Genomic DNA, 7,425 nt, shown 5'->3' on the forward strand with positions numbered 1-7,425 from the left:
TCCGCCGCTACATCATCTGGCGGAACAAGCACGCCGCCGACGAACGCCTCCGCAAGGTCGTGAACAGGGCGAACGTTGCCTGATGCGGCACTAGTCGCCGCACTGGAAGCCGACAAGCGGCGACCCATGGAGATCCTGGGACAGCGGTTCGGTCTGACCCTGCCGAAGGAAGCGATCCTCACCGGCACCCTGCCCGCCGCCATCATCAAAACCTGACAGCAGCAAAACCGGCCCCCCGATCCCCACAGACGCAAGGTAACCCGCAAACCCCCCACCGCATGGCAGCACCACCACACAGCGGATCACCGTACGCGCTCACGAGACCGGCAGGCCAGGAACCGCGCAGCCCTCACGCTGGGGTGCCAGTTCTTCCGGACCCGTCAGAAGCACGAAAAGTGAGAGGAGAAGGCTCACCAGCTCAAAAGCCCGCAGCCCGGCTAGGAACCGGAGGATGCCGGGCCGGCAGGGATCCGGGGTACGTCCATACGACCAGCTCGCCGTCCAGCGCGGTCGCGTCCGGCAGCTGCCTGCTCCCGGCCTCGATCTCCGGGAACGACGCGAGCAAGTCCGTGCCCCGCCGCGAGCGCAGCACGATGTGACCGGCCCCCACCGAGACCAAGGCCCGCCACCCGTCCCACTTCGGCTCAGCCGCCCATCCTGGCCGCAGCACCGGGTTGGGCACGAGGGTGGCGAGCATCGGCTCTGGCAGCGTCCATGTCACAGGCTCATGTCTGACCAAGATCGTCCGTCCGTAATCCGAGTGGCGCGCCTACCCCAACCACGGCAGACCAGCTGGCGGTCCGCCGTTCTGGCCCGTGTCCGGCGGCCCAGTCGCCGGAGTTTCCGAGGCCGACCTCAGAAGTGACCATGCCTTGCTGGCTCGACCACATGCGGCAGTAACCGTGTCCCGGCGCGGCGGTGAGCCACCTGCTCGCCGCACGTCTTTGAGCTGCTGGTGTAGACGCAGCGTCAAGGAGTTGTGGACGGATTTCTAACGACAGCAGGGCAGCGTTCGGGAAATCCTGAGGCCCGGCAGACAGTTGTGGACGGGACGGGATTTTGATGCGACAGAGCTTTCGGTGGGCGGCCGTGACCGCGGCAGCGTCAGTCGGCGTGATGCTGAGCGCGTCGAGCGCTTCCGCCAGTCCAACGGTGGGGTGGCAGGCCGTGAGCACCAACGCCAACTGGCATTGCACCGGTTTCGTTGATTTGCTCACTCAGCCGGGCATGAACATGAAGACGTGCATCGTCAGGAACGCGAGCCAGGACGCGCAGGCCGTTTTGGTGATTCAGAACAGCACGGGGCGTGCCATAGACATCAACAACGTTGACACGCAGAGCAGAGTCGTATTCGAGTCGGCTCTGGGCGGGGACGTCTGGTGTGCGTCGACCACGATCAACAGCGGGTTCACCCGCGGCTGCTTCGGGAAGACCGTCCCCGTTGGGTGCCGAGCGACAGGTTCTGCGGACGGCCGGCTGGCGGTCAGGGACCCTCAGGACGGATTCAAGTCGGAGGGGACCGTCACTAAGGGTTCCGTCGCATCGACCTGCTGAGCTCCTCCTCGTTCCCCGGAGCACCCCGCGGCCTGGCGCCGTCCGGGTGCTACGGGTTGAGTTCCTGGCGTACGTCGAGGTAGCAGCGCAGTCGGACGCCGGGCTGTCCGGGATCCCGGGTCGTGCGCTCCGCCGTCGCAGTCGCCCACTGTGTGGCGAGCAGTTCTTGAACGGCAAGGGCGGTCTGGTCGTCGTGCGCCGCGATGCCCACTACGGCTAGTCCTGGCTGGTTCAGGTGCGCTTCGTTGATCGGTCCCATGCACGGCATACGTGGGAGAGGCTCTCCGAAGGTTCTGCGATCTTGCAGACCTCACCCGGCCGAGTCACGACCGCCCGGTGGAGGGATCGGCTTACGAGTTGGTGCGTGATAGCGGGTGAGGCGTCGTGCCTGGCTGGTGGCATGATCCGACTGTGGCGATCATGGTCAATCGGGCGGTACTGGCGCATCGGCTGTTCACGGGGATCTCTCGGCGTCATCTCGCTTGCCTGATCGAGGAGTTGGCGGCGCCATGGCAGGCTGGCCTTGAAGGTCGCCGTCATGCTGCGCGAGGCGGAATCCGCAAGCGGGCCGAGGGCGCCGGCGCCCGCCACCAGCTGGTGTTCGTCGACCGGCTGGTCGCCACGCTGATCCATCTGCGGCACGACCTGCCGCATTCGGTACTGGGCCTGCTGTTCGGCGTCGACCGCTCCACCATCACCACCCGCGCGATCGCAGAGATACGTCCGCTCCTGGCCGAGCGGGGGATGCGCAGTCCCCGACCGTCCCGGCCTGCGACTTCGGACGCTGACGGATGTGTTCGCCTACGCCCAGGCCGAGGGCGTCGAGCTTCGGCTGGATGCCACCGAGATCCAGGTCCGCCGGCCACGGCGGACGACGGGCGTTCATCTCGGGCAAGAAGAAGCAGAACACCATGAAGGCCACTGGCGGGGCCGCACGTTATGGACCGATGCCCTGCGACCTGGTCGTATGCACGACGCCACGGCCGCCCGCAACGAGGGCATCGCCGACTGCTTCCAGCACTTTCCCGATGTCGAGGTCCTGCCGGACGACGGTTACCTCGGCCTGAGCCGCGACCACCGCGGGCAAGCGGTCACACCACCCAGAAAACCGCGGCCGGGAGCGCCGCCCAGCAGAGTCGAACAGTGGGAACGCGACCGTCACGGACACTCCTCCGACCGCATCACCGTCGAACACGCCCTCGCCGACCACAAACGCTGGAAGCAGCTGATGCGCTGGACCCACCGCCGCGACCGCCTGCCCGACACCTACCGCGCCATCGCCAACCTCGTATCTGACCGCACCATCACCACCTGAAACAGGCCACGAGCAGGACAGACACGCCTCACCCGCTATCACGCACCAACTCGTAAGGCCCTGGATTTCCGACAGCGCCTGCGCGGCGGCCTGGTCGAGGCCGGGGGCTGCCCCGGCAGACGCGCCGGCAGCGTCCGGGCACAGCACGATGACGTCGATGCGGTTGGGCTCCGCCGCTGCGGTCTTGGCGAGACTGGTCGCCACTTCGGCGATCACGGTGCGGGTGGTGGTGACGGTGAAGCCGGCGTCGGACAGTGACCGCATCAGAGCGCACCAGCCCGTGGTCTGCGACTGGTGGAAGCTGAACAGGAGGCAGCCGCCGGGCTTGAGGACGCGTCGGCACTCGCGCCAGACACGGGCTGCGGTGGCTTGGAATCCTTCAGGGGCGGCGTTCTGTACTTCCTGGGCGGCACGGGTGCTGGGCATGTCCGGGTAGCCCTGGTAGGGGCGCATGGTGCTGAGCCAGGCGTGGAAGAAGTCGGCCAGTTCCGAGTAGTGGACGTTGTCGACGTAGGGGGGCGGTGACGATGAGGTCCACGCTGTTGTCGGGGAGATCCGTCTGCGAGGCGTCGCCGGTGGTGGTGTAGGCCGTTGCGGGATTCCGCACGAACTGCTGCCACGTCGTGCTCAGGGGGCGGCCGACGGGCAGCGAGGCCTGGTCGACGGCGAGGATCCGGCCGGCCCCGGCCCTGAAGTCCAGTGAGGTGCTCATGTACTGGGCCGCTTTGTGCAGCCGGGTGAGCACCCCGGAGAACCCGGCCGATCCCCCTGGGCGCCCCAGGGGTCTCCTTCGACGCTGTACCGCTCCGGTCGCAGTACGTGGTTGTGGAAGACCGAGCGGACCGGGCCGGTGCCCTCTCCCTTGTAGGGGCAGAAGAGGTTGTGGTGTTCGACGGTTCTGCCGAACGATGCGATGAGCGCCTCGCGTTCCGCGGACGCCCCGGGGAGATCGCGCAGCGCCGCGCCGATCAGCCCGAGGCTGTAACGCTGGCGCTCGTTGAAGAACCGCTCCCAGGAGTCGTACCCCCAGCGGAGCGCCTGGACCGTGCTGACGTCCCCATCCCGGTCGGTCACCTCCCAAGTGCCCCGAGTGGCGCCGCCTCCTTGCCCCTCTCACGGGGGCGGTCCGGGCGGAGGCTCGTCGTCTTCAGAGCTCGCCGGGATCTGGCCGGCGGTCGCGGGGAGGGTGGCTTTTCGGCTTCGTTCGATGTGGAGCAGGCAGGTGGCATCGTCGGCGCTGGTGAGGCATCTGTCTTCGTGTCTGGTCCACATGGACTCTTTGCGGAAGGCGGCGATGGCGGGGAGGCCTTCGGTGAGGATCCGGTTGAGTGTTCCGAGCAGGTGGGGGAGCAGGACGATGATCGCGATCCAGGGTGCTGCCCCGCTGATCGCGGTCAAGGAAGCGGCCGTGAGGCTGCTGAGGGCATCAGGCATGCGGGAAGTGGTCATCGTCAAAGCTCCAGGGGTGAGGGCCGTGCGGATGCCGCCTCCCGTTTTCGGTATGTGGGGGTGGCGGCCGGGAGAGCAACAGCGGGTTGGTGAAGGTGTGGTGGGACTGTGCCGGGGCGGGGGGTAAGCGGCGCAAGCCTGCGGTCGAACTGGACTCATCGGAGGCGGTGGGGTCTCGAATTTGTTGAGCCGGTCGGATGACGTTCCCGGCTTAACCGAGCGAGTCGATTGCCTGCTGGACGCAGGCGGGCCACGTCCCTGGCTCCACCGCAGACGGGATAGCCGCGCAACCGTCGAAGGCGCCAGAGCCGGCAGAGGCCGGTGACGGCGGTGGTGATGACGCAGAAGCCGGCCCCCGATCAGGTGGTAGACGGCCCCTGCGTACACGCCGAGGACGGCGGGCAGGACGACGCCGTCAGGGACCGGGGAGCGGGACCCGTGCGGGGCAGGTGCAGGAGGCCCCGTCGCGCCGGCCGGGTGGGCGAGGGTGGGTCGGCTTTGGGGTGTGGACTCGGTGTGCTTCATGGTTTCAGCACACCGCTTCGAACGCCGGAAACCCAGTGCCTCGTACGCTCCCGCTGGAACCCGGACGCCGCAGGTCACAGGGGCGGAGAAGTGATCCGTTGCTGAACGGCGCAGGGTGTTCATAAACGTTCGACCGATTCACGGGACGTTCAGCCGGCGCCTCCTCTACCGTTGCTCCTTCACCACAGAAAGGAGTTCTCCGGTGGCGGAAAGTAACGGCGTGGAGGTGGAGGGCTCCGCGGACCTGGCCGCGTTCCGGGAGGCCCTGCACGACTTCGCCGACGAGCTGAACCGGCTCCACATCAGCTTCGGCGCGCCGCCCTACCGGGACATGGTCAAAGCGTCGGCGCGGCCGAAGCTGACCAACGCCGGCATCAACGAAGCTCTCACCGGCAGGCGCCTGCCCTCCCTGGCGACGCTGCTGGAATTCGTCCGCGTGGTCAGCACGCTCTCCGACACGGCGGCCGGCGCCCGGACGCGGCCCGACCTTGTAGCGCACTGGCGAGGCCGATGGCAGGAGGTCAAACTGCTGCAGCGCCAGGCGCAGACGCCGCTGCGGCACCTGCGCGCCAGCGTGAAGGACATCGTGGACGCCGCCCGCCGCGACGCCGAGGCCACCCGCACAGCAGCGCACGAGGAAGCCGTCCGCATCCTCGCCGCCGCGCACGCAGAGGCCGAACGCCTGCGCGATGATGCCCGGCGCGATGCCGACGAACTCCTGCACCGCGGGCAGGAAGACGACGCGCAGGCAGGCGCTTCACCCGCCCCTGTTCCCGGCGGCACTGGGCGGCTGTTGCACCTGTGGCGGATGCCGTGGCGTCTGGTCACGGTGGCGACGTTGGTCGCGGCGGCGGCCACCGGGGTCTTCGTGGCGATGTACCTGAACGGTCAGTCACCGGCCAACTGCCGGACGGCGCATCCGTCGTCCGCGACCGCTATCCCGTCGGAGGACGTCGGTGACGCTGCCCGTCTCGGCAGCGACGCTGAGCCGGCGATGTGGCCACTGCCGCCACCGGATCGGTACGGGTGGAGCACTCAGAAGGTCATCGGCTTCCCAAGCGGGACTTCCACGCCATTCACTCCCGAATACAGCACCGCACCCCCTTCGCGTGCGCCGACGGCCCCGTCGTACACCCCCACGTCCTCGGCGCGCACTTCCGCCGCGGCGTCCACTCCGTCCAAAGCCCGGTGTCCATGAATGGCCCGCGCCTGAGCGCCCCACCTGGAGCGGTGACCGCGTCCACACCGTGACGTGCGCCTCAGCGGGGTCACCACCTCGTTCCGCAGCGTTGACTGGTACTTCACCGAGCCGGGTGAAAAGGCGCCGAGCCTTGTTACAAACATGCCGTAGCCGGACTGGGCACAGTGACGCGAAGGCCGCGAGGGCAGGAAGAGCACACAGAATGCCGGATTTCATTCGGGAGGGACGTCTGTTCCGGGTGGTCAGCTTTTCGCCGTCACACCGGCAGCTGCTGCTGCGCAGCGACGCCACCGCCGTCGACGCGACGGACACCCGGGTCGAGGTGCACTTCGGGCACGTGGAGCTGATGCTGCTCAAGCCTGTCTACGAAAAGGGCATCCACGTCCGCCGGGCGTCGGAAGCGGAGTTCGGGGTCCTGAAGGACCGCCATGACCTCCCTGCGGACGATGCGGCCTTCCTCTGGATGATCGAACCGGACGGGGACAGCTTCGTCCTCTCCGGCGACCCCTCGTGGCGCGAGGCAGCCCGCACCTCTGAGGACCCGTCCCTGTTCGACTTCCACCAGCCCTGGCCCCCGGACTTCCCCGTGGAGTACGGCAGCATCGGCTGACGCGGACGACACACTGAGGGGGCCCCCTGCCAGGCGCCCTCAGCGCCGTGCACGCCGGCCCGGCAAACCGGCTTACCGCCCCGGCCACCGCTGCGATTCCCCTTGTCCACGCCTGCTACCGGCAGCCGTCAGACCGCGGACAAGGGGCTCCCGGGCACGCTGCTCCCTCGATTCCCCGCCCGCCGATGGGCGGCCCGAGGCGAAGGAGCGATCGCGATGACCACGCACCGACCACCGGCAGGCGCCCGGCGCGCTCGCCCCGACCATGGGCCTGACCAGCAGGAGACAAGCCGGCCCGGCCTCCTGTGGTGGGCACTTGGGACGCCACTGTGGAAGCCACTTTGGTGCCCGGCATCGAGCGAGACGGAAAAGTGGCAGGTCACCGTGCTGGTGCGGTGGTACGCGGCGTTGTCACGGGGACCCTCTTCTCTCCTCCTCTCACTGACAAGCCCTGGGATATGGGCGGGCTGGGTGTCAGTGGTGGGGGAGATCATCGGGTTCGGGGGCCGAATGCCCTCTGCGGCCGGGCGCGGCCGGCGCCCGGCCGGTGGCCGCGCCCGGCGGGTGACGGGGTGGGAGCGGGGCTGATGGCGGGGAGGCTGGTGGGTGCCTGATGGCCGTCACGGTGATCGGCCGTACTCGCCGCTGCTGCTGGTCTTCCACTGCGTCGGCCTGCGCAATCCGGGCGCCGTCATTGCGCTGGTGGCCGGACTGACCGGACGGCAGTGGCAGGGCACCGCGTACGAGGACGGCTTCCACTTGTATGACGGT

Annotated in this window: 7 protein-coding genes and 2 pseudogenes; 5 read left to right on the forward strand and 4 right to left on the reverse strand. The window is 68.4% G+C overall.

Translation table 11 applies throughout. The features are described 5' to 3' along the window. Positions 1-83: pseudogene (locus tag AC07AZ_RS37950) on the forward strand (transposase); the annotation flags it as partial. 335 nt (positions 84-418) lie between these two features. Here AC07AZ_RS37950 and AC07AZ_RS37955 read toward each other — a convergent pair. Continuing rightward, the gene (locus AC07AZ_RS37955) at positions 419-697 is read right to left on the reverse strand and encodes an ATP-dependent DNA ligase (RefSeq protein WP_478855320.1); all 279 of its coding nucleotides are present in this window, start codon (positions 695-697) and stop codon (positions 419-421) included. A gap of 470 nt (positions 698-1,167) precedes the next feature. On the opposite strand from AC07AZ_RS37955, the gene AC07AZ_RS37960 reads away from it, so the two are divergent. Next, the gene (locus AC07AZ_RS37960; protein ID WP_478855321.1) at positions 1,168-1,554 is read left to right on the forward strand and encodes a hypothetical protein; all 387 of its coding nucleotides are present in this window, start codon (positions 1,168-1,170) and stop codon (positions 1,552-1,554) included. Between the two features lie 49 nt (positions 1,555-1,603). Here AC07AZ_RS37960 and AC07AZ_RS37965 read toward each other — a convergent pair whose 3' ends face one another. After that, positions 1,604-1,813 (reverse strand): DUF6207 family protein, encoded by a 210-nt coding sequence (locus tag AC07AZ_RS37965; RefSeq protein ID WP_478855322.1) that lies wholly within the window; start codon positions 1,811-1,813, stop codon positions 1,604-1,606. 161 nt (positions 1,814-1,974) lie between these two features. Here AC07AZ_RS37965 and AC07AZ_RS37970 point away from each other — a divergent pair. Then, a pseudogene (locus AC07AZ_RS37970) lies at positions 1,975-2,869 on the forward strand (transposase). 708 nt (positions 2,870-3,577) lie between these two features. On the opposite strand, the gene AC07AZ_RS37975 reads toward AC07AZ_RS37970, so the two are convergent. Together AC07AZ_RS37975 and AC07AZ_RS37980 are read right to left on the reverse strand one after the other, a co-directional pair. Next, positions 3,578-3,943 (reverse strand): hypothetical protein, encoded by a 366-nt coding sequence (locus AC07AZ_RS37975; RefSeq protein WP_478855323.1) that lies wholly within the window; start codon positions 3,941-3,943, stop codon positions 3,578-3,580. Positions 3,944-3,982: 39 nt separating this feature from the next. After that, positions 3,983-4,318: a hypothetical protein gene (locus AC07AZ_RS37980; protein WP_478855324.1), complete on the reverse strand. Its 336-nt coding sequence runs from the start codon at positions 4,316-4,318 to the stop codon at positions 3,983-3,985. Positions 4,319-5,045: 727 nt separating this feature from the next. Between AC07AZ_RS37980 and AC07AZ_RS37985 the strand changes: the two genes are divergently transcribed. Together AC07AZ_RS37985 and AC07AZ_RS37990 are read left to right on the forward strand one after the other, a co-directional pair. Then, positions 5,046-6,041: a hypothetical protein gene (locus tag AC07AZ_RS37985; protein WP_478855325.1), complete on the forward strand. Its 996-nt coding sequence runs from the start codon at positions 5,046-5,048 to the stop codon at positions 6,039-6,041. A gap of 205 nt (positions 6,042-6,246) precedes the next feature. Continuing rightward, positions 6,247-6,654: a hypothetical protein gene (locus AC07AZ_RS37990; protein WP_478855326.1), complete on the forward strand. Its 408-nt coding sequence runs from the start codon at positions 6,247-6,249 to the stop codon at positions 6,652-6,654. The last annotated feature ends 771 nt before the right edge of the window (positions 6,655-7,425 follow it).

The organism is Streptomyces sp. NPDC043878, assembly GCF_056435735.1.